Origin of the sequence: Streptomyces swartbergensis (assembly GCF_002148965.1) — a bacterium.
GTDB classification, from domain to species: Bacteria; Actinomycetota; Actinomycetes; order Streptomycetales; family Streptomycetaceae; genus Streptomyces; species Streptomyces swartbergensis.
This window is the reverse complement of record NZ_NGFN01000001.1, coordinates 86,295-107,687: the sequence shown is the minus strand read 5'-3', so window position 1 is coordinate 107,687 and position 21,393 is coordinate 86,295. Positions and strand designations below refer to the sequence as shown.

At 72.8% G+C, this 21,393-nt stretch carries 20 protein-coding genes; 15 read left to right on the top strand and 5 right to left on the bottom strand.

The window, feature by feature from the left end; all coding sequences use genetic code 11:
- Positions 1-165 precede the first annotated feature (165 nt).
- The 5 genes from CA983_RS00515 (at position 166) to CA983_RS00490 (ending at position 5,407) form a co-directional block, all read left to right on the top strand.
- Positions 166-405: an SGNH hydrolase domain-containing protein gene (locus tag CA983_RS00515; protein ID WP_086598857.1), complete on the top strand. Its 240-nt coding sequence runs from the start codon at positions 166-168 to the stop codon at positions 403-405.
- A 272-nt stretch (positions 406-677) separates the two neighbouring features.
- On the top strand, positions 678-2,861 hold the full coding sequence (locus CA983_RS48820) for an FG-GAP repeat domain-containing protein (protein ID WP_158101811.1): 2,184 nt from the start codon (positions 678-680) through the stop codon (positions 2,859-2,861).
- A 501-nt stretch (positions 2,862-3,362) separates the two neighbouring features.
- On the top strand, positions 3,363-4,355 hold the full coding sequence (gene dhaK, locus CA983_RS00500; protein ID WP_086598855.1) for a dihydroxyacetone kinase subunit DhaK: 993 nt from the start codon (positions 3,363-3,365) through the stop codon (positions 4,353-4,355).
- Between the two features lie 49 nt (positions 4,356-4,404).
- Positions 4,405-5,004 (top strand): dihydroxyacetone kinase subunit DhaL, encoded by a 600-nt coding sequence (dhaL, locus tag CA983_RS00495; protein ID WP_086598854.1) that lies wholly within the window; start codon positions 4,405-4,407, stop codon positions 5,002-5,004.
- On the top strand, positions 4,997-5,407 hold the full coding sequence (locus CA983_RS00490; RefSeq protein WP_086598853.1) for a PTS-dependent dihydroxyacetone kinase phosphotransferase subunit DhaM: 411 nt from the start codon (positions 4,997-4,999) through the stop codon (positions 5,405-5,407). The genes dhaL and CA983_RS00490 overlap by 8 nt, the downstream gene beginning before the upstream one ends.
- Positions 5,408-5,585: 178 nt before the next feature.
- Here CA983_RS00490 and CA983_RS00485 read toward each other — a convergent pair whose 3' ends face one another.
- A complete protein-coding gene (locus CA983_RS00485) occupies positions 5,586-6,266 on the bottom strand; it encodes a glycoside hydrolase family 75 protein (protein WP_086598852.1) in 681 nt (226 codons plus the stop codon).
- A gap of 400 nt (positions 6,267-6,666) precedes the next feature.
- Here CA983_RS00485 and CA983_RS00480 point away from each other — a divergent pair, with 400 nt between their 5' ends.
- Entirely contained in the window at positions 6,667-7,653 is a 987-nt protein-coding gene (locus CA983_RS00480; protein WP_086598851.1) for a fibronectin type III domain-containing protein, read from the top strand.
- A 171-nt stretch (positions 7,654-7,824) separates the two neighbouring features.
- A complete protein-coding gene (locus tag CA983_RS00475) occupies positions 7,825-8,367 on the top strand; it encodes a hypothetical protein (RefSeq protein ID WP_086598850.1) in 543 nt (180 codons plus the stop codon).
- 67 nt (positions 8,368-8,434) lie between these two features.
- Here the strand turns inward: CA983_RS00475 and CA983_RS00470 are convergent, their stop codons facing one another.
- On the bottom strand, positions 8,435-8,995 hold the full coding sequence (locus CA983_RS00470) for a PadR family transcriptional regulator (protein ID WP_086598849.1): 561 nt from the start codon (positions 8,993-8,995) through the stop codon (positions 8,435-8,437).
- A gap of 28 nt (positions 8,996-9,023) precedes the next feature.
- Positions 9,024-11,039, bottom strand: a complete 2,016-nt coding sequence (locus CA983_RS00465; RefSeq protein ID WP_086598848.1) for an FAD-dependent oxidoreductase — start codon at positions 11,037-11,039, stop codon at positions 9,024-9,026.
- Positions 11,040-11,136: 97 nt separating this feature from the next.
- On the opposite strand from CA983_RS00465, the gene CA983_RS00460 reads away from it, so the two are divergent.
- Positions 11,137-12,327, top strand: coding sequence for a M20 family metallopeptidase (locus tag CA983_RS00460; RefSeq protein ID WP_086598847.1), 1,191 nt, complete (start codon positions 11,137-11,139; stop codon positions 12,325-12,327).
- 7 nt (positions 12,328-12,334) lie between these two features.
- Here the strand turns inward: CA983_RS00460 and CA983_RS00455 are convergent, their stop codons facing one another.
- Entirely contained in the window at positions 12,335-12,703 is a 369-nt protein-coding gene (locus CA983_RS00455) for a hypothetical protein (protein ID WP_086598846.1), read from the bottom strand.
- A 234-nt stretch (positions 12,704-12,937) separates the two neighbouring features.
- Between CA983_RS00455 and CA983_RS00450 the strand changes: the two genes are divergently transcribed.
- On the top strand, positions 12,938-15,016 hold the full coding sequence (locus CA983_RS00450; RefSeq protein WP_086598845.1) for a SpoIIE family protein phosphatase: 2,079 nt from the start codon (positions 12,938-12,940) through the stop codon (positions 15,014-15,016).
- A gap of 36 nt (positions 15,017-15,052) precedes the next feature.
- Here the strand turns inward: CA983_RS00450 and CA983_RS00445 are convergent, their stop codons facing one another.
- On the bottom strand, positions 15,053-15,847 hold the full coding sequence (locus CA983_RS00445) for a putative protein N(5)-glutamine methyltransferase (RefSeq protein ID WP_086598844.1): 795 nt from the start codon (positions 15,845-15,847) through the stop codon (positions 15,053-15,055).
- A gap of 287 nt (positions 15,848-16,134) precedes the next feature.
- Between CA983_RS00445 and CA983_RS00440 the strand changes: the two genes are divergently transcribed.
- The 6 genes from CA983_RS00440 to CA983_RS00415 all read left to right on the top strand — a co-directional run bounded on the left by CA983_RS00440 (position 16,135) and on the right by CA983_RS00415 (position 21,309).
- On the top strand, positions 16,135-16,587 hold the full coding sequence (locus tag CA983_RS00440) for a MarR family winged helix-turn-helix transcriptional regulator (RefSeq protein WP_086598843.1): 453 nt from the start codon (positions 16,135-16,137) through the stop codon (positions 16,585-16,587).
- A gap of 86 nt (positions 16,588-16,673) precedes the next feature.
- Positions 16,674-17,279: a sulfite oxidase-like oxidoreductase gene (locus tag CA983_RS00435; RefSeq protein WP_086598842.1), complete on the top strand. Its 606-nt coding sequence runs from the start codon at positions 16,674-16,676 to the stop codon at positions 17,277-17,279.
- Positions 17,272-18,027, top strand: coding sequence for a ferredoxin reductase (locus CA983_RS00430; RefSeq protein WP_086598841.1), 756 nt, complete (start codon positions 17,272-17,274; stop codon positions 18,025-18,027). The genes CA983_RS00435 and CA983_RS00430 overlap by 8 nt, the downstream gene beginning before the upstream one ends.
- Positions 18,028-18,325: 298 nt before the next feature.
- Complete coding sequence (locus CA983_RS00425) at positions 18,326-18,910, top strand: Rv1733c family protein (RefSeq protein WP_086598840.1); 585 nt, start codon at positions 18,326-18,328, stop codon at positions 18,908-18,910.
- Positions 18,911-19,033: 123 nt separating this feature from the next.
- Positions 19,034-20,002, top strand: a complete 969-nt coding sequence (locus tag CA983_RS00420; protein WP_086598839.1) for an acetylxylan esterase — start codon at positions 19,034-19,036, stop codon at positions 20,000-20,002.
- Positions 20,003-20,145: 143 nt separating this feature from the next.
- Entirely contained in the window at positions 20,146-21,309 is a 1,164-nt protein-coding gene (locus CA983_RS00415; RefSeq protein ID WP_086598838.1) for a serine hydrolase domain-containing protein, read from the top strand.
- Positions 21,310-21,393 lie beyond the last annotated feature (84 nt).

The following is a 21,393-nucleotide window of genomic DNA, read 5'->3' as shown; positions in this document are numbered from 1 at the left end:
GCCCACCCCCTCCACCAGTGGACCACCGGCTTCGAGAACACCTTCCGCGACCTGGGCACCTCCGGCGCCCGGGTCGCCGCCCTGCTCGACACCCCATGGCCCAAGGGCGACCCGATCGACTGCGCCGCCAGGAACTCCCTGCAACTGCGCGCCTGAGCACACCACTTGCCGGACGCGACCCGCGACGCGACCCGCGGTGCAGCCGTCCGCACCGCCGCATCTACAACGGCCACCACAGTCATCGACCCCACCCCCTGGCTCTGCGCCCCCCGCACCGGCCTCTGCCCCGTGGTCGTCGCCGACACCGCCGTCTACCGCGACGACAGCCACCTCTCGGAGGCGTACGCCGAGGCACTCACCCCGGTCCTGGCGCCGTCGCTGGATCGCCTCATGGGCGCGCGCTGAACACACCGGTTTGTCACAGCGACGGTGACCGAGTGATCAGGGCGGTGTCGATTCCGGGAGACACTGCGAACCTCAGCCGCCAGACGAGGCTGAACTCGGACCGAAGTTCCGCGAGCAGCTCATCGTCTGTCCGGATCAGCCGCCCCCTCCGGGCACGGGTTGTGAATTCCCCCACGCCGGACGATCTTGGTTGATATACGCTGCGCCTGACTTGTTCGAACAGTTCGGCGAATCCGTGCCAACCGATTCGTCCTGCCCGGGGGGGCATTCCCATGACTTCGCAGTCCCGCGCGGTGCTCGGCATCGCGCTCACTCCCGTCTTCGCTCTGGCGGCCACCGATCCGGCCGCCGCCCACACCACCACTGCCACCGCCACCACTGCCACTAGCACCGCCACCACCGCCACGGCCACCGCCGCGGCCGCCGGCACCGCTGCGGCCACCGTCGAGACGCGTGCGCCGGGCCCGTGGGGCACCCGCGCCCTCCACGCCCCGGGCCCCCACCCCGGTACCGCCTCGGGCGGGCTGAACACCCTGGTGTCGGCCGGGGACGGCGCCCTCGTCTCCCTCACCCACGACGGGCGTTCCACCCGGATCCGGCCCGCCGGCAGCACCCGCTGGCTAACCCCGCAATCCTGGCCGGACGCCGGCTCGTACAGCACCGAGTTGGTCTCGCTCGGCGACGGCTCCGTGCGTCTGGCGTGGCGGGCCAAGCGCGCTGACGACCACGGCAACCACTGGCTGAAGGTCGCCACCCTCACGCCCGGCGCGACCGCTTTCTCCGAGCCCGAGTACGTCGCCGCGGTCCCCGAGAAGGGCTACCACCACCTGGCGGCGGCCCCCGACGGCCGCTTGGTCGCCGTGTGGTCGGTCTCCGGTGTCGTGAGGGCCGCCGAGAAGACCGGCCCGCAGGCCGCGTGGACCGCTCCGGCCGACCTCAACGAGCAGCCGCCGTCCGGCAGCCGGAACATCGCCAACATGGACCTCGCGGTCGCCGAGGACGGCACCGCCCTGCTGGTGTGGCAGTGGCAGGCGAGCAAGGCCGTCGTCGCCCTGGAGAAGGCCCCCGGCGCGTCCGCCTGGACCGCGGTCCAGGGCTTCCCGGTCCCGAGCAAGGATCTCGCGCGCCCGAAGGTGTTCGCCGTTCCGCAGGGCGGCTTCGACGTCTTCTACGACGACCTCGCGCACCTCATGCACTCCCGCCGCCCCGCCGGCGCCACGCAGTGGAGCACCCCGCAGTCCGCCGACAGCCAGGGCAGCACGTACAGGATGACGGCGCCCGTCCACCTGCCCAACGGCGACCTCTTCGTGGCCGGCGGTCCCACCACCCCCTGGTACGCGGTGCGTTCGGCGGCCACCGGCCGCTGGCTGCCGTACTCGCAGCGCTTCTCCACCCACCAGAAGGTGCGTCATGTCGCCGCGGCCGCCACCTCGGGCGGCACGGTCACGGTGACGTGGCGGGAGGGCTACGAGTACGAGGAGTACACGATGGCCGCCGTCTTCAAGGGCGGCACCTGGTCCACCCCGCGGCGGCTGAGCGCGAAGAGCGCCCTGTTCACCGGGGCACCGCGGGTGGCCGCCGACGCGCTCGGCCGGCCCGTCGTGATGTGGGACGAGTACCTGCGGAGCGAGACGAACAGCCTCGTCCTGGACGGCGTGTACCAGGCCACCACCACCGGCCGCGCGCTGCCCAAGTGGCGTGACCACACGGACGACGGCAAGGCCGACCTGTTCGGCCGGGGCAGCGCCGGGCTCAAGGTGTACGCGGGTGACGCGACGAAGCTGACCGCGGGGCAGCGCGCGAGCGGCTGGCCGACGGGCACGCTCGTCCTGCCCTTCGGCGACCTCGACGGCGACCGCTGCAACGACGTGTTCGTCCGCTCCCCGAAGGGCGAGGCCCGCGTCCACCCGACGATCTGCGGCGGCGGGCTGCCCGACCAGCAGTCGTTCTCCGTGAAGGTCTCCTCGGACTGGAGCGCGTACAACGCGGTCGTCTCGTCCGGCGACGTGACGGGCGACGGCAGGGCCGACCTGCTGACCCGGTCCGCCTCGACCGGGAAGCTGTACGTGTACGCGAACAACGGTGCGGGCGGCTTCAAGGCCCGAGCGCTCGCCGGGTCCGGCTTCGGCGGCTACAAGAGGCTGATCGCCGCGGGGGACCTCAACGGCGACGGCAAGAACGACCTGCTGGCCATCGACGCGTCGAACGAGCTGTGGCGGTTCAACGGGACCGGCGCCGGCACCTTCAAGCCTCGGTCGCTGGTCTTCAAGGACTGGGGCACCTCCTACAAGGACGTGGTCGGCGGACTCGACCTGTCCGGCGACGGCAGGGCCGACCTGGTCTCACTCGACAAGGACGGCCGAGCCTGGCTGAACCGGGGCAACGGCAAGGGCGGTTTCGACGGCCGGTCCCAGGTCGGCAAGACCACGAACTGGTCGGACATCCGCATCTCCTGACGGCACGGATCCAGGGGGCGGTCCGGGACCGTGGGGCCCCGGACGCGGGTTCTCTCTGATTCCGCTTCCGGGGCGCGGCCGGGCCGCCCGGCCGCGCCCCGGAAGGCGGACGCTGCCCGCCCACCTCCCGCACGGCATCCCTTTTTCCTGGGACATCGCAGGTCGGCAGCGGGAAGACATCCCAGCCTCCCAGAGCGGGAACCAAGAGACTGGACGGTGAGACGATGCCCGGCCACCCCACGGTCGACCTTCAAGCACCATCAGCGTGACCTTCGGTTCCACAAGGTCGATACTGCCAACTACAGGATCACCAGCCAGCTCACAAGGGACGGCCATCCACACCTGACGGCCCGTCACAGAAGTCGGCATCGAGTCAGCATCAGTAACGCTGCGACCCGCTACGGAGGGCTACGAACCGCCAAGATCGAAAACTGGTCAACCCTAATCTGACCTGCGAGGATGGGTCAGAGGCCCAGATGCTAGTCTCATCAGGAGGTTCCCGTGAAGATGCTGATCAACGTCCCGGAGACCGTGGTCGCGGACGCGCTGCGTGGTCTGGCGGCTGCCCACCCGGAGCTGACCGTGGACGTGGAGAACCGGGTGATCGTGCGGCGGGACGCTCCCGTGGCCGGAAAAGTGGGGCTGGTCTCGGGCGGTGGCTCGGGGCACGAGCCGCTGCACGGGGGTTTCGTAGGGCCCGGCATGCTGTCGGCGGCCTGTCCCGGCGAAGTGTTCACCTCCCCGGTGCCCGACCAGATGCTGCGCGCGGCCGCCGCCGTGGACAGCGGGGCCGGGGTCCTGTTCATCGTGAAGAACTACACCGGTGACGTGCTCAACTTCGACATGGCCGCCGAGCTGGCCGAGGACGAGGGCATTCAGGTCGCGAAGGTGCTGGTCAACGATGACGTGGCGGTGACCGACAGCCTGTACACGGCGGGGCGGCGCGGTACCGGCGCGACCCTGTTCGTGGAGAAGATCGCGGGCGCCGCCGCTGACGAGGGCATGCCGCTGGAGCGGGTGGAGGCCATCGCCCGGCAGGTCAACGAGAACTCCCGCAGTTTCGGTGTCGCGCTGAGCGCGTGCAGCACACCGGCCAAGGGCAGCCCCACCTTCGATCTGCCGCCCGGCGAGCTGGAGTTGGGCATCGGCATCCACGGCGAACCCGGCCGGGAGCGGCGGGCGATGATGACGTCCGGCGAGATCGCCGAGGTCGCCGTCGAGGCGGTGGTGGAGGACCTGAGGCCGCGCAATCCCGTGCTGGTCCTGGTCAACGGCATGGGCGCGACGCCCCTGCTCGAGCTGTACGGCTTCAACGCCGAGGTGCACCGGGTGCTCGCCGCCCGCGGCGTCCCCGTCGCCCGCGTTCTCGTGGGCAACTACGTCACCTCCCTGGACATGGCGGGTGCCTCCCTCACCCTGTGCCAGGTCGACGAGGAGATGCTGCGGCTGTGGGACGCGCCGGTGAAGACGCCGGGTCTGCGCTGGGGTGTGTGACGCGGAAGGGGTAGAGGATCACCACGTACCTACCAGGCAAGGAGATCCAGTGCTCGACGCCGATTTCTTCCGCCGTTGGATGACGGTGACCGCCGCGTCCGTGGACCGCGAGGCGGAACGGCTCACCGCTCTCGACTCCCCCATCGGGGACGCCGACCACGGCAGCAACCTCCATCGCGGTTTCACGGCCGTGACGGCGGCCCTGGAGAAGGAGGCTCCCGGCACGCCCGGCGGGGTCCTGACGCTGGCCGGGCGCCAGCTGATCTCGACGGTCGGCGGCGCCTCGGGGCCGCTGTACGGGACGCTGCTGCGCCGTACCGGCAAGGCGCTCGGGGATGCCGCCGAGGTCAGTGCGGAGCAGCTGGCCGAGGCGCTGCGGGCCGGGGTGGACGCGGTCATGACGCTGGGCGGTGCCGCCCCGGGCGACAAGACCATGATCGACGCGCTGGTGCCCGCGGTGGACGCGCTGGGCGACTCGTTCGCGACGGCGCGCACCGCCGCCGAGGAGGGCGCCGTGGCGACGACGCCCTTGCAGGCGCGCAAGGGCCGGGCGAGCTACCTGGGCGAGCGCAGCATCGGGCACCAGGACCCGGGTGCCACGTCGGCGGCGCTGCTCGTCGCCGGACTCGCGGAGGCCGCCGGTGAGTGACGAGCGGCTCGTGGGGATCGTGCTGGTGTCGCACAGCGCGGAGGTGGCCACGTCGGTCGCCGAGCTGGCGAAGGGGCTCGCGGGCGGCGGCCCGGCGGTGCCCGTCGCCCCGGCGGGCGGCACCGAGGGCGGCGGGCTCGGCACCAGCGCCGAACTGATCGCCGCGGCCGCCGCGGCCGTCGACCGGGGTGCCGGCGTCGCCGTGCTGACCGACCTGGGCAGTGCGGTGCTGACCGTGAAGGCGCTGCTCGCGGAGGGTGACGAACTCCCGGAGCAGACGCGGCTGGTGGACGCTCCGTTCGTGGAGGGAGCCGTGGCCGCGGTCGTCACGGCGGCCACCGGAGCCGACCTGGCGGCGGTGGAGTCGGCCGCCGCGGAGGCGTACACGTACCGGAAGGTGTGAGACCGGGCCGGGCACGCCGCCAGAGCGGCGTGCCCGCGATGGACGCGCTGGGCGACTCGTTCGCGGCGCTCTCGCACCGCCGCCGAGGAGAGCGCCGCGGCGACGACGCCCTTGCAGGCGCGCAAGGGCCGGCGGGGCGCCGGGCGGGAGAGGCTTCCCTGACGCTCCGTCAAACCGCTTACCGGGCGCCGACGAATTGCCTCGCCAGCCGCTCCCCCGCCGTCACGGCCGCCGCGTGGTCCTCGATGGGGGATACGCGGGCGTCCTTGAAGACGATGTAGGTGACGCCCGACGATGTGCCGCCGCCCTGTGGGTCGGCGCGGATACCGAGGGCCTTGGCGGTCGCGTAGGACGCCTCTCCGATGATGTCCTGCGGTCCCGTGTCGCCGACGACCGCGTACTGCACACGGTTCCGGTGGACGACGGCCGCGACCGAACCGCCGCCCACACCGTGCTCCCGGTAGTCCCAGATGCGGCTCGGGGCGGGCACGACGATGAAAGGGAGGCGTTCGGCACTCAAGGGGCGGCCGTCGGACTGCGCGTAGGCGGTGCTGCCGGAAAAGTGCGGGTCCGTGCGGCGGTTGCAGCGGGGGCCGGGGCGGCCGTCACAGTCGATGTCCATGTCGGCTTTCCAGAACACGGCGTCGCGGGTGCCGCAGACCGGGATGTTCGCGGGTGTGCCGCTGTCGCTGCGGTACCGGCCGCGGGAGACCGGAGTGCAGTCCCGCACCTCGGCCAGCAGGTCGGCGGCGCTGACGGGGTTCCCGCGCCACGCCAACTGGGGCGGAGGGGCGGGGGGTGTCGTCGGGGCGAGCAGGGCGGCGCTGGCCGCGGCCAAGGTGAGCGACTGGACACGCACGATGGAGGAGCCTCTCGTGGGGAACTGACGGGCACTCAGCCCAATCTGGCCCCGGGGGCGATCACCCGGCCACCGATGGGGGGCCGGACGGTGCACGGTCCCAACCTCCGACAGGGGCCGGGGGCCTGAGTCCGCGTAAGGACCCAGGCCTGCCCGGCCACCCGCGCCGGCGCGGGATCTGCGACGACAGCGTTCCGCGCGACAGGTCCGAACTCCCTGGTGTCCGCCAGGAGTTCGGCCGCGAGGTACCTCAGCATACGTAACTCTCCCGGGTGGTCACGAACGGCGGGAGGTGACGCCCTGACAGAGGGCTCCCTGCACCCGCCCTCTTGATGTGATCGCACCAGCCGCGCCATATTGGTCCGGACCATTCCCGAGTGCCGCCCCGGGAGGCAGTGTCGTGCGAGGTCTTTCCTCTCCCCCCTCCTACCTCGGTCGCCTCGCGCTCTGCGTGGCTGTCGTCCTGGTCGCCTCCTGCGGCTGGACCGGCACGGGCGAAGGGGACGGCGGCTCTCCGCCCGGCGCGCCGACAGGCGTCACCGCGACCGCGGGCACGGCGACGAGCGTGCACGTCATGTGGAACTCGACCGCCCGGGCCGATGTGTACGAGGTGTATCGCGGCACCACGAAGGTCAAAGAAGTGCCGGGCTCGAAGCACATGGTGGACGTCACCAGGCTCCGGCCCTCCACCCTGTATGTCTTCACCGTGCGGGCGCGGGACGCCGAGGGGCGGGCAGGCCCCCGCAGCCGGGAGGTCCGGGCGAGGACGCCCGCGACCGTCGCGGACGACCGCTCCGCACCCACCCGCCCGTCGGCGCCGCACGGCCGGGCGGCCGGCAGCCGGGCGGTCCAGCTGTCCTGGTCCGCCTCGACGGACGACCGTGACGTGGTGTCGTACGACATCCATCAGAGGGACACGAAGATCCACAGCGTGAGCGGGTCCCGGACGGCCGCCGTGGTCACGGGTCTGCGGCCCGGCACGGCCTACTCGTTCACCGTCCGGGCCAGGGACGCGGCCGGGAACGTCTCCCCCGCCGCTCCCGCCGTCCGTGTCACCACGCCGGGCACGGACGACGGCCGTGCGACGGCCCCCACCGGCTTCCGGGCGACGAGCCACCGCGCGGACGGGGCGTACTACGTCGACCTGAGCTGGGTGCCGCCGCGCGTGGACGGTGAGGTCATCGAGTACCAGATCCATCTGGACGGCCGGCCCGCCACCTCTCTGGTGTACGGCGGGGACGCGCCGCGCGACCTGGCCACGTACAGCTTCTACGCGGGACGGGACGCCGGTGTCAGCCACCGGGTCCGGGTCCGCGCGATGCTGCCGGACGGCACCTGGGGAGGCTTCTCGGCGGAGCGGACGGTGACGACGGGTCCGGGGCGCTGACGCGCTCCTCGGCTTGGTCCGGCCGTGGCAACGCGTCACCTGCACGGCGGCACCCGGAGTGCGGCCGGGGCCTGGTTCGCTTTGGCTGACCCCTGAGGCAGCACGGGCGTTCCCCGATCCTCGGCGGCGCAAGGGATGTACCGCCAACCGTGCCGCCGGAGGGCAGTCCACATGCGCAACTCATCGCCAGTTCTCCGCTCCGGCCTGACCGTGGCAGCCGCCGCCGCGCTGCCCCTCGCCCTGGCCGCGGTGCCCGCTGCCGCGGGCCCGGGCATCTCCGTGAGCACCACGGGTTCCACGGTTTCGGTCACTACCAGCGCGTGCACCCAGATCAACGGCAGCTGGGGCACCGCCTCACTTCTCACCAGCAGTCAGGGCAGCTTCGCCCAGGGGCGCCAGGTGACCCTGTCGGGGACGCCGACCAGTCAGTCCGCTGCCTGGTCGAACGTCACCTCGGGGACGTACACCGTCATCGTCATCTGCTCCGACGGCACCACCGCGGGCACGCAGTCCGTCGTCGTCTCCCCCACGGCCTCCCCCACGAGGTCGCCGTCCCCCTCGGCCTCGCCGTCCCGCGGTGTCATGGGCGGGGTCGGCGGGAGCGCCACGGACTACGGCACCGTCACGCTCGTGGCGGGCGGCACGCTGGTCGGGACCGGCCTCCTCGCGACGGCCTGGTACCTGCGCCGGCGCAACAGGCCGTACCGGCTCTGATCCGGTACGCATGGCGACCCGCCCTCCCGAAGCGCTCCGGTCCGGGCGGGCCGCCGTCATGTCCGGGTCAGGCCGGGCGGGTCGGCTCGCCGCCCGGGAGTGCGGCGACGTCGGCCAGGGCGCGCCCGAGCCACTGGGTCCAGAACGTCTCCAGGTCGATGCCGGCCTGGAGCACCAGATGCCGCAGCCGGTCCTCGGTGCCGTCCCGGCCGGGCGGGAAGTCCCGCTTCTCGATCTCCCGGTACTCCGCGAGCTGCCGCTGGTGCAGCTCCAGGTGGCGTCGCAGATCGGCCTCCAGACCCGCGGTGCCGACCACGGCCGCCGCCCTCAGCCGCAGCAGCAGCGCGTCGCGGTGCGGCTTGGGGTCCTGGGAGGCGGCGGTCCAGCGGGCCAGTTCGGCGCGGCCCGCCGGCAGGACCTCGTAGCTCTTCTTCTGCCCGCGGGACGGCTGCTCGGCGGGCAGCGCCCGGATCAGGCCGTCGGTCTCCAGCTTTCCCAGCTCGCGATAGATCTGCTGGTGCGTCGCCGACCAGAAGTACCCGATCGACCGGTCGAACCGGCGGGTCAGCTCCAGCCCGGACGACGGCTTCTCGAGCAGGGCGGTGAGGATCGCGTGCGGGAGTGACATGGCCTCATCCTAGGGACGCGTTCGCGCACTACAGGGCGGCCGCCAGCTCGGTGCCCTGCTTGATGGCGCGCTTGGCGTCCAGTTCCGCGGCCACGTCGGCGCCGCCGATGAGGTGCGCGCTGCGCCCGGCCGCGATCAGTTCCTCGTACAGGCCGCGGCGCGGCTCCTGGCCGGTGCACAGCACGATCGTGTCGACCTCCAGCAGGGTGCTCTCGCCGTCGATCGTGATGTGCAGTCCGGCGTCGTCGATCCGGTCGTAGCCGACGCCCGGGACCATGGTGACGCCGCGGTGCTTGAGTTCGGTGCGGTGGATCCAGCCGGTGGTCTTGCCGAGTCCGGCGCCGACCTTGGAGGTCTTGCGCTGGAGCAGGTGGACGGTGCGCGGCGGGGCGGGCCGCTCGGGCGCGGCGAGGCCGCCGGGGGCGCGGTAGTCCAGGTCGACGCCCCACTGGCGGAAGTACGTCTGCGGGTTCTCGTGCGCCTTGTCGCCGCTGTCCGTGAGGTACTCGGCGACGTCGAACCCGATGCCACCCGCGCCGAGGATCGCGACCCGGTCGCCGACGGGGGCGCCGTCGCGCAGGACGTCGAGGTAGCCCAGGACGCTCGGGTGGTCCACGCCGGGGATGTCGGGGGTGCGCGGCGTGACGCCGGTGGCGACGACGACCTCGTCGAAGTCGTCGACGTCGCCGGCCGTGACGGGCGTGTTCAGCCGTATGTCGACGCCGTGCCAGTCGAGCTGGGTGCGGAAGTAGCGGATCGTCTCGTCGAACTCCTGCTTGCCGGGCACCTTACGGGCGACGTTGAGCTGGCCGCCGATCTCGCTCGCCGCGTCGAACAGCGTCACCTCGTGCCCTCGTTCGGCGGCGGAGACCGCGCAGGCCAGCCCGGCCGGGCCGGCGCCGACGACCGCGACGCGCTTGCGCAGCCGGGTCGGGGAGAGCACCAGTTCGGTCTCGTGGCAGGCGCGCGGGTTGACCAGGCAGGAGGTGATCTGGCCGCTGAAGGTGTGGTCGAGGCAGGCCTGGTTGCAGCCGATGCAGGTGTTGATCGCCTCGGGCCGGCCGGCGGCGGCCTTGATGACGAAGTCGGGATCGGCGAGCATCGGGCGGGCCATCGACACCATGTCGGCCGCGCCCTCGGCGAGCAGCTGCTCGGCGAGTTCGGGGGTGTTGATGCGGTTGGTGGTGACGAGCGGGACGGACACCTCGCCCATGAGCCGCTTGGTGACCCACGTGTACGCGCCGCGCGGCACGGAGGTCGCGATGGTGGGGATGCGGGCCTCGTGCCAGCCGATGCCCGTGTTGATGATCGTCGCCCCGGCGGCCTCGACGGCCTTGGCGAGGGTGATCACCTCGTCGAGCGTCGAACCGCCCGGGACGAGGTCGAGCATGGACAGCCGGTAGACGACGATGAAGTCCTCGCCGACCGCCTCGCGCACCCGCCGCACGATCTCCAGGGGGAAGCGCATGCGGTTCTCGTACGAGCCGCCCCAGCGGTCGGTGCGGTGGTTGGTCTGCCGGGCGATGAACTCGTTGATGAGGTAGCCCTCGGAGCCCATGATCTCGACGCCGTCGTAGCCCGCGTGCCGGGCCAGGCGGGCGGCGCGGGCGTAGTCCTCGATCGTCCGCTCGATGTCGGCGTCGGTGAGTTCGCGGGGCGGGAAKGGGCTGATGGGCGCCTGGAGCGGGCTGGGCGCGACCAGGTCCCGGTGGTAGGCGTACCGGCCGAAGTGCAGGATCTGCATCGCGATCCGCCCGCCCTCGCGGTGCACGGCGTCGGTGATGACCCGGTGCTGCTCGGCCTCCGCCTCGGTGGTGAGCTTCGCGCCGCCCTCGTACGGGCGTCCCTCGTCGTTGGGCGCGATGCCGCCGGTGACGATCAGGCCCACTCCCCCGCGGGCGCGGGCGGCGTAGAAGGCGGCCATGCGGGCGAATCCGCCCTCGGCCTCCTCCAGACCGACGTGCATGGAGCCCATGAGGACCCGGTTGGGCAGGGTCGTGAAGCCCAGGTCGAGGGGGGTCAGCAGGTGCGGGTAACGGCTCATCGGGCCCTCCGTGCGCGGTGTCGTGTCTGTAGTTGTAGAGGACCGCCCACGGTTTATGCAACTAGTTGCACAAGGTGTTGGAGGGCACAGTAGGTCCATGACCAGGGATCTTGGCCCTTCCTCCTCCGTGGTGGAGCTCGCCGGCGAGCTCATTCGCCGCCCGAGCCGCGCCGGCATCGACGACCACGAGCCCGTCCTGGCCGTCCTGGAGGACTGGCTCGGCGGCCGGGGACTGCCGCACCGGCGTCTCCACGACGACGCTCACCGCCCGGTCGCACTGCTGGTGGAGATCGCGGGCGGCCGGCCCGGGCCCTGGTGGGCGCTGGACGCCTGCGTGGACACCGCGCCGTACGGCGACGAGTCGTCCTGGTCCTTCCCGCCCGACGCCGGGGACGTCGTCGACGGCCGGCTGCGGGGCAGGGGCGCCGCCGACTCGAAACTCGCCGCGGCCCTGTTCTGCCACATCGCGGCCGAGCTGCACGGCCGGGCCGGTGAGCTGCGCGGCGGGCTCGCGGTACTGCTGGACGCCGATGAGCACACCGGCGGCTTCGGGGGTGCCCGGGCGTATCTCGCCGACCCGGCAGCGGCCCGCCCGGCCGGAGTGATGATCGGCTACCCGGGACTGGAGGAGGTCGTGGTCGGCGGGCGCGGGCTGTGGCGGGCCAGGATCGCCGTGCAGGCGACGTCAGGGCATTCCGGGTCGAGCCGGGCGACGATCGGTGCGGTCTCCCGTGCGGCGCATCTCGTACGGCTGCTGGACGAGGCCCCGCTGCCCGGCGTGAGCGGGGAGTTCCCGCTGCCGCCGAAGCTGACGGTGACCTTCTGCCACGGCGGCGAGGGCTTCTCCGTCGTCCCGGACCTGTGCGAGGTCGGCGTCGACATCCGCACGACACCCGGCTTCGGCGCCCGAGCGGCCGAGGCCCTGGTCCGGGCGGCGGTGAGCGAGCTGGACGAGCGGTCGCCCGCTCCGCGCCCGACCGAGGTCACCGCGGTCGCGGCCTGGCCGCCGTACCGGCTGGCCGAGGACGAGCAGCCCGCCGCCGCGCTCCTGGGTGCGGCGGCGGGTGAGGGACTGCGGGTGCGGGCCAAGACGGCGGGCCCGTCGAACATCGGCAATCTGCTGGCGGCCGAGGGCATCCCGGCCACGGCCGGCTTCGGGCTGCCGTACGAAGGCCTGCACGGCGTGGACGAACGCGTGCACCTCGCGGACCTGCCCGTGGTGCACGCCGTCTACCGGCGGGCCGTCCTCGACCTGCTGGGGGCGCGAGGGACGATCACCGGCCCATGAGGGACGATCACCGGCTTTCGAGGCGCACGTGCAGTTCCTTCTCCTGGTCGCCGGAGGCCGCGCTCAGGTCCCGCACGGCGAACAGCGAGTCCAGCCTCCTGCGGAACTGCTCGATCGCCCAGTAACCGCCGTGCAGGTCGGCGTCGACGGAGGACGACAGCCGGGCCGGTCGCGCGCCCTCGTGCGTGTCGGCGACGTCGAAGGTGCCGAGCCACACGGTCGGGCGGGTCTCGTGCAGATCCTCCGGTACGTCGTCGGCGCACCGGTCGGATTCGAAGCAGGCGCAGAGTGTGTCGAACACGATCCGGGCGTCCTGCTTGCTACACCCGCTGATCTCCACCGAGACGTTGTGGGGATGCGGTTGCTCACGGTCCATCGTGATCGCTCCTCTCGCGGCGTATCCGCCCCTACCCCAGCAAAGCACCACCTTCTGCGGAGCACTACCGGCGGTACCCCTGCCGTGATGACCGTTTTACGGAGCGGGTGGCTCCGTGCTGGGAGATGGTGGAAGGTGACGGAAGGGGCCTCGGAACGACGGCTCCGCGCGGTAGAACATGGTGTGTCGGCACCGTGACGGCGTGCCGCGAGATCGGCGAAGGCGGGGCGTGGGATGAGTGCAGGCGGGTCCCCCATGGCCGAGGGCGACGAGCCCGTGCGCGCGCCGGCGCGGCCGAGCGGGCTGCTCGACGTCCTGCGCGTGGCCTCGGTGGTCCTGGACACCGAGGGCCGCATCGTGCTGTGGAGCCCCCAGGCCGAGGAGCTGTTCGGGTACGAGGCGCGGGAGGCGCTGGGGCAGTACGCCGCCCGGATCATGGTCCACGAGCAGCACGTCGACCTCGTGGTCAAGCTGTTCGCGGACGTCATGGGCACCGGGCAGAGCTGGGCCGGGGCCTTCCCCGTCCGCCGCAAGGACGGCACCACGCGGCTCGTGGAGTTCCGCAACATGCGGCTGCTGGACGACCAGGGGGACGTCTACGCGCTCGGTCTGTGTGCCGACCAGTCGACCGTGCACCGGCTGGAGCGCGAGGTGGCGCTGTCGACGCGGATGATCGCCCAGTCCCCGATCGGGCTGGCCGTGCTGGACACCGATCTGCGGTATGTCTCGGTCAATCCGGCGTTGGAGGAGCTCAACGGCGTGCCGGCCGAGGAGCACCTGGGCCGGACGGTCCGCGAGGTGGTGCCGCGGATGGACGTCGACGCCCTGGAGGCCGCGGCGCGCCGGGTCCTGGACACCGGTCAGCCGGTCGTCGACCAGTCCACGATCGGCCGCACCCCGGCCGACCCGCACCAGGACCACGCCTGGTCGATCTCGCTGTACCGGCTGGAGAACGCCTTCGGGACCGTGCTGGGCGTGGCCTTCTCGATCGTGGACGTCACCGAGCAGTACCGCGCGGGCATCGAGGCCGAGGCCGCGCGGCGCCGACTGGCCGTGATCGCCGACGCCTCCGGCCGTATCGGCACCACGCTGGACCTGGACCGCACGGCCCGTGAGCTCGCCGACGTGGCCGTGCCCGAACTCGCCGACGTCGCGGCCGTCGACCTGCTGGACGCGGTGGTGCGGGGCCGGCGCACCAGCCTCGGCCCGGCCGAGGCGGCCGTGATCCGCGCGCTGGCGGTCCAGGGGTACGACTCCGCCGAGGCGCTGGAGGCGGCCGACCCGCCCGGGCAGGTGGCCCGGTACGCGCCCGACCGGCTCGTCACCGAGTGCGTGCGCACGGCCAGTGCCGTGATGCTGCCGGAGGTCAAGGACGAGGACCTGCCGCGCATCGCCCGGTCCCCGGAGGCGGCCGAGCTGCTGGGCCGCGCCGGGGTGCACTCGTATCTGGCGGTGCCGCTGATCGCGCGCGGCGAGGTGCTGGGCGCCCTGGACCTCAAGCGCACCCGCAACCCGCTGCCGTTCACGGAGGACGACCTGCTGCTGGCCCGTGAGCTGGCCGCGCGGGCCGCCGTGCAGATCGACAACGCCCGCTGGTACCAGAGCGCCCGCGACACCGCGCTCACCCTCCAGCGCAGCCTGCTGCCCAGCCACCCGCCCGTGACGGGCGGGCTGGAGGTCGCCTCCCGCTACCAGCCGGCCGGGGCCACGAGCGAGGTGGGCGGCGACTGGTTCGACGTGATCGGCCTGGACGGCGGCAAGACCGCGCTCGTCGTGGGTGACGTGATGGGCAGCGGCATCCCCGCGGCAGCGGCCATGGGGCGGCTGCGTACGGCGACCAACACGCTGGCCTCCCTCGACCTCGATCCGGCCCTGCTCCTGGAACACCTCGACAAGATCACCGCAGGGCTGGAACAGTCCATCGCCACCTGCGTCTACGCCGTCCACGACCCGCGGCTGCGCCAGTGCCGGATCGCCAACGCCGGGCATCTGCCGCCGGTGCGCCTGCGGGCCGGGCGGCCTCCCGAGCTGCTCGACCTGCCGACCGGGGTGCCGCTCGGCGTCGGGGGTGTCGCCTTCTTCACGACGACCGTCGACCTGGAGCCGGGCGACCGGCTGGTGTTCTACACCGACGGCCTCGTCGAGACCCGGCGCGACTCGCTCGACGACCGGCTCGACACGCTGCTGTCCCTGCTCGAAGGGCCCGACCGCCCGCTGGAGGAGGTCTGCGACCTGCTGCTGCGCACGCTGCACGAGCCGGACAACTTCGACGACGTGGCGCTGCTCATCGCGCGGGCGACGGCACCGGACTGAGGGGCCGCCGCCGGCGTTCGGCCGGCGCTCGGGCCGTCAGGGCGCGACGCCGATCACCACATGGGCGTACAGCTCCTCCGAGACGGCCAGGTGCGCCGTCAGGCCGTTGCGTTCGAAGGCGTCGAGGGCGGTCGGTGCCTGGTGACGGCTCGTCTCCACCAGGACGCAGCCGCCGGGCGCGAGCCAGCGGGCCGCCTCGGCCGCGACCCGGCGCAGGACGTCGAGGCCGTCCGCACCGCCGTCGAGGGCGACCAGCGGCTCGTGCGCGCGGGCCTCCAGCGGCAGCAGGGCGATCTCGTCGCTCGGTACGTACGGCACGTTGGCCGCGAGGATGCCGACGCGGCCCCGCAGGTCACCGGGCAGCGCGTCGAACAGGTCGCCCTGGTGGACGTGACCGCCGGCGGCGGCGACGTTGCCGCGGGCGCAGCGCACCGCGGCGGGGTCGATGTCGGCGGCGTGCAGTTCGACGCGGCCGAGTCCGGCGGCCAGCGCCGCGCCGACGGCGCCGGAGCCGCAGCACAGGTCGACGACGACGCCGGCGCCGGGCCCCCGGGCCAGGGCCTGTTCGACCAGGAACTCGGTGCGGCGGCGCGGCACGAAGACACCCGGGTCGACGGTGATGCGCAGGCCCCGGAACTCGGCCCAGCCGACGACGAGTTCGAGGGGCAGACCCGCGACGCGGCGTTCGACCATTTCGGCGGCTTCGGCCGGCGTGCGGGCGGTGGCGAGGATCAACTCGGCCTCGTCCTCGGCGAAGACGCAGCCCGCGGTGCGCAGGGCGACGACGACGGAGTCACGGGACGACGGTGGGACGGGAGACGCGGAGGGCATGGAAGCCAGGAGCCTTTCGAGATGCGAAGGGCGCTCCTGCGGTCGCCTACGGCCGGCGATCCGCGCGACATCGAGGAGAGAGCACCCAAGCTGACACAGCGGTAATGGGTCTCACCTCCTCGGTTCGGCGACGGCCGGGTCCGTCCGCGGCCGGCGGCAACACTACCCGACGGGCCTGCCGACCGGTACGGCGCGGCGGTCCGCCGCCTCCGCCGGCAGGCGGTTGGACAGGTCGTTGGCCTATGCAACCATGGAGGACCGGACAACGACGTGGTGAGGGAGGTCCGGTGCAGCCGGCCGATGCCGTGGAGACCATCCAGCGGGAGATGACGGTCTTCGCCCGCCGTGCCCGTGCGGCGGCGGGGCGGATGCACCCGGAGCTGTCGCTGGTGTCGTACACCCTGCTCGGGCACCTGGAGGAGAGCGGCGGGTGCCGTGCCACCGACCTGGCCGCCCACTACGCCCTGGACAAGTCCACCGTCAGCCGCCAGGTGACCGCGCTGGAACGCGCCGGTCTCATCGAACGCCGCCCCCACGCGCAGGACCAGCGCGTCCAGGTGCTGCACCTGACGGAGGCCGGGCGGCGCATCCTGGCCCGGGTCACCGAGAGCCGCCGGGCGGCCTTCCGGGAGCGGCTGGCGGACTGGCCGGCCGAGGACCTGTCGCGATTCGCCGCCTACCTCGTGCGCTACAACGCGGGCCCTGGTTCCGGTCGGTACGACCATGGGCGCGGCACGTGAGCACGATCCACGTACGGTTGAATACGCAATCACTGATCACGCCGGCCCGGCGGGGCACCGCCGGAACCGGCCCGGAGGCACACCGCATGCACATCACCCGAGGCTTCACCGGGCGCCCACGCGTGGCCGACCCCGGTCTGCCGCCCGGCCAGTACGACGCGGGCGACGACTGGCCCGTGCTGTCCGCCGAGGTCACTCCCGACCTCGCACCCGCCGACTGGACGTTCCGTATCGACGGTCTCGTGGAGGAGCCCCGCACCTGGGACTGGGAGGAGGCGCACCGGCTGCCGCCGTCGGCGTACGAGGGCGCCATCCACTGTGTGACGAGCTGGTCGAAGTTCGGGGTGCGGTTCGCGGGGGTGTCCCTGGACGCGTTCTGGGATGTGGTCCGGCCCCATGGGTCGGCGACCCATGCCGTCGCCTACTCGCACACCGGCTACACCACGAACCTCCCGCTCGCCGACCTGACCGGCGGGCGCGCCTGGATCGCGTGGGAGTACGACGGCAGGCCGCTCGCCCCCGAGCACGGCGGCCCGGCGCGGCTGCTGGTGCCGCACCTGTACTTCTGGAAGAGCGCCAAGTGGATAGCGGGGCTGCGGATCCTCGACCACGACGAGCCGGGTTTCTGGGAGCGGAACGGCTATCACGAGCGGGGCAACCCCTGGCAGGAGCAGAGGTACTCCGGTGACTGAGACGTTCGTGCCTCCCACGCGGTTCGCCGTGCCCGGGCGCATCGCCGTGAGCGAGCAGGCCGCCTCCGTGTGGCAGACCGCCACGCTGACCGGGATCCGCCGCGAGACCGCGCGTGCCACCACCTTCCGGTTCGCCGTGCCCGGCTGGCCGGGGCACCTGCCCGGCCAGCACCTGATGGTGCGGCTGACCGCCGAGGACGGCTACGTGGCCCAGCGCCACTACTCGATCGCGTCCGCGCCGGACGACTCCGGGCACGTCGAGCTGACCCTGGATCACGTCGAGGGCGGCGAGGTCTCGGGCTGGTTCCACACCGTCGCCCGGCCCGGCGACCAGGTCGAGGTGCGAGGCCCGGTGAGCGGCTTCTTCGCCTGGCCCGGCGACCGGCCCGCGCTGCTGGTCGGCGCCGGTTCCGGCGTCGTGCCGCTGATGTCGATGGTCCGGCACCACCGGGCGCGGAACCTGACCGTGCCGCTGCGGCTGCTGGTGTCCGCGCGCAGTCCCGAGGAGCTCATCTACGCGCGGGAGTTCGGCGCCGAGACGACGCCCGTGTTCACGCGGAGCGCGCCGGAGGGTGTGGCGGTGGGACGTATGGCGGCCACACATGTGGCGCCGCTCCTGGCCGAGCAGCCTTCCGGTGGGTGGGAGGCCTATGTGTGCGGCTCCAACTCCTTCGCCGAGCACGCCTCCCGGCTGCTCGTGACGGCCGGTCAGCCGGTGGAGCGCATCCGGATCGAGCGGTTCGGCTGATCTCGACGGCGGCCCTCCTCCGGTGGTGTCACTGGGGTGGCGTAGGGCTCGCCAGCAGGGCGCTGGACGCGGTCCGTCGTGTGCGCGGCCCGGTGTTTCGCCGCGGCCGGCCCGGGCACTCCGGCCGGAGGGCTCCGGCATGCGGCAACCCGGGCCGTGCCGAGCGATCGATGTGTGTCGGAGGGGTACCTGACCCGTGTGGGCACTCGCACGCGTGACGTGACGCGGGGGGAGCGGCGACGCCGCCACCGCACGGCCGGTCCGGCCCTCCGGCCACGGTGACGGCGAGGAGGTCGACATGCGAACCCGGGTGCGCGGCTGGCGCTGGCGGCGCAGTCCGCTGCGGCGCCGGTCGGATGTCGTCGAGGCGTGGACGGTGCTGGTGGTCGCCGTCCTGATACTCGTGGGCGCGCCTGTGGTGGGGGCGGCCGCAGCCTGGTGGGCCCATGGCGAGGCGCGGTCGGTCTCGGCGGAGCAGCAGGCCGAGCGTCACCGCGTCCGAGCCGAGGTGGTCGGCAGGAACGGCGACTCGCTGCCGTCGGTGCAGGCCGACGGGCAGCACGCGTACCGGGCCACCGTGCGCTGGAACGAGCCGGGCGAGGGCACGCGCACCGCGACGGCACGGGTTCCCGGAAGCACCCGGCCGGGTGAGGTCGTGGACGTGTGGTTCGACTCCCGGGGGCGAAGTGTGCCCCCGCCGGTGGACGGCACCGGCGTCTGGCAGCACACCCTCACCATGGGCACGTGCGCCGCGGTCGGCGAGGTGCTCGTGGTGCTCTTCGGCCACTCCGTCGTCCGCCGGGTCGCCATGCGCCGCCGGCTGGCCGAGTGGGAGCGGGAGTGGGCCCGTACGGAACCGGAGTGGACGCGTCGCGACGCGTGACGCGACCCCGCAAACGGCAGGTGAACGGGTCGCGGCAAAAGGCCTGGCGAGTCCTCCGACCACTCACGTAGTGTGATCATCCGCACTGTCTCCGCAGCCGTTCCTCACCCAAGGCGGTCCTACATGGCCCTGTTCGACCTTCCTCTCGACGAACTCCGCGAGTACCGCAGCGCGTCGACCGAGCCCGAGGACTTCGACGCGTTCTGGTCCAAGACGCTCCAGGAGGCGCGCGAGTACGACCTGGACGCCCGCTTCGAACCGGTCGACACGGGACTGTCCACCGTGCAGGTCTTCGACGTGACGTTCGCCGGGTTCGGCGGTCACCCGGTCAAGGGCTGGCTGATACTGCCGGCGGGGGCGGACGGCCCGCTGCCGCTGGTCGTGGAGTTCATCGGCTACGGCGGAGGACGCGGGCTGCCGCACGAGCATCTGCTGTGGGCGTCCACGGGCCGGGCGCACTTCGTGATGGACACCCGCGGGCAGGGCAGCGCCTGGGGAGGGGGCGGCGGCACGGCGGACCCGGTGGGCGGCACGCCCGCGTACCCCGGTTTCATGACGCGCGGTATCGACGCGCCGGAGAACTACTACTACCGCCGGGTGTTCACGGACGCCGTGCGTGCCGTGGAGGCGGCCCGCTCGCATCCGCTCACCGACTCGACGCGCACGGTCGCTGTGGGCGGCAGCCAGGGCGGCGGCATCACGATCGCGGTGGGCGGCCTGATACCGGACCTGGCGGGCCTCGCGCCGGACGTGCCGTTCCTGTGCGACTACCCGCGCGCCGCGACGCTCACGGACCGTCACCCGTACCGGGAGATCGGCCTGTACCTCAAGACGCACCGCGGCCGCACCGAGCAGGCGCTGCGCACGCTCTCCTACTTCGACGGTGTCCACTTCGCCACCCGCGGCGGGGCTCCCGCGCTCTTCTCGGCCGCCCTGGAGGACCAGACCTGCCCGCCCTCCACCGTCTTCGCGGCCTTCAACGCCTGGAGCCACGAGGACAAGGCGATCGAGGTGTACGACTTCAACGACCACGAGGGCGGCGGCCCCTTCCAGGAGGCGGCCAAGCTGCGCTGGATGCGCTCGTACATCTGATCCCGCATCTGATCCCGCCGCCGGCCTGCGACTGATCCGGCCGTTTCGCAGGCGCAGGCTTCCACCAAGTCCGACCAGTCGGTACGTTCTTCGCGCCCGGGCCGCTCCTCGGCGGCCCGGCCCGGCGAGGTGGTGGAGGGGCCATGTCCGAGAATGAGGCACAGGTGCACGGTCACTGCGACGCGCGTTTCACGGCGGTACGCAGGGCGTTCGAGGAGAACTTCCGGGAACGGGGCGAGCTCGGTGCCGCGGTGGCCGTCACCGTCGGCGGCAGGACGGTGGTGGACCTGTGGGGCGGCTGGGCCGACGCGGCACACACCCGGCCGTGGGAACGGGACACGCTGGTCAACGTGTGGTCCACGACCAAGGGACCGGTGGCACTGTGCGCGCACATCCTCGCCGACCGGGGGCTGCTGGATCTGGACGCGCCGGTGGCCGCGTACTGGCCGGAGTTCGCCGCGGCGGGCAAGGAGAAGGTCCTCGTCCGGCATCTGCTGTCCCACCGCGCCGGTCTGGCCGGGCTGCGTGAACCGCACTCGCTGGAGCAGCTCTGCGACTGGGAGCTGACCACACAGCGGCTCGCGGCGACGCAGCCCTGGTGGGAACCGGGAACCACGTCCGGCTACCACGCGCTGACCTACGGCCATCTGGTCGGCGAGGTCGTACGACGGGTGTCGGGGCTGATGCCGGGCGCCTTCCTGGAGCGGGAGGTGACCGGGCCGCTCGGCATCGACTTCCGCATCGGCCTGCCGGAGAAGGACTACGGGCGGGCGGCCGAGCTGGACCAGCCGCCAGTCACCACGAACAGTGAACAGGCCGCCGTCTTCGCCCAGTTGGCACCCGCGGCGATCGCCGCGCTGACCAACCCCCCGGTGTCCGCCGCCGCGGCCGGCACGCCCGGGTGGCGGTCCGCCGAGATACCCGCGGCGAACGGGCACGGCACCGCGCGTGCGGTCGCGGAGCTCTACGGCGTCCTCGCGGGGCGCGGCTCGTACGGCGGCCGGCGCGTCCTGTCACCCGAGGCGGCCGAGCGGGTGCGCGAGGGACAGGGCAGTTGCCGGGATCTGGTGCTCGGCGCAGGGTTGGGCGAGACGGAGGCGGGGCTCGGGCTGTGGCTCAGCGGTTCCAACTGCTCCTACGGACCCAACCCGCACGCTTTCGGTCACGACGGCTTCGGCGGATCCTGCGGGCTCGCGGACCCGGAGGCGGAGGTGTCGCTGGGGTACGTGATGAACCGTATGGGGCCTCATATCGCGGACGACCCGCGGAAGACGGCGCTGGTCGACGCCGTCTACAGCGCGCTGTGACAGTGGGCGCGGGCGGGGCCGGTTTCGGCCGAACCGCCCGACCGCCCTTCCCCGCTGGTTTAGACCAATGCTAGATGTGGTGGC